Genomic DNA, 300 nt, shown 5'->3' on the forward strand with positions numbered 1-300 from the left:
GGGCCGGACCCTCCCACGCCTCGATCACGGGGTAGGACTCGGTGAGCTCGCCCGTCTCGGGGTCGAGGACGTGGATCTGCCCGTCGGTCGACAGGATGTAAGCGAGGTCGCCGGGGCCGCGTGCGATGTCGCGGAAGGTGTACTGCACCTCGGCAGGCAGCTCGACGACATCGAGGGTCTCGGCGGCGGTGTCGATCAGCGTGACGGCATTCAGCAGGTAGCCCTCCGCGTCCGGGTCGTTCTTGTAGTCGCCGACGACGATCGGGCTGGTCTCCGAGACGAAGGCGTTGCCCATGCGGC

The 300-nt window shown here is 68.3% G+C and carries 1 protein-coding gene; it reads right to left on the bottom strand.

Annotated features, from left to right (window positions below):
• Positions 1-300: NHL repeat-containing protein (locus E3U55_RS17670; RefSeq protein ID WP_228547615.1), on the bottom strand; the 300-nt coding region annotated here is incomplete at both ends.

The sequence above is a fragment of the Filobacillus milosensis genome (assembly GCF_004402015.1).
GTDB lineage: Bacteria > Bacillota > Bacilli > Bacillales > Alkalibacillaceae > Filobacillus > Filobacillus milosensis.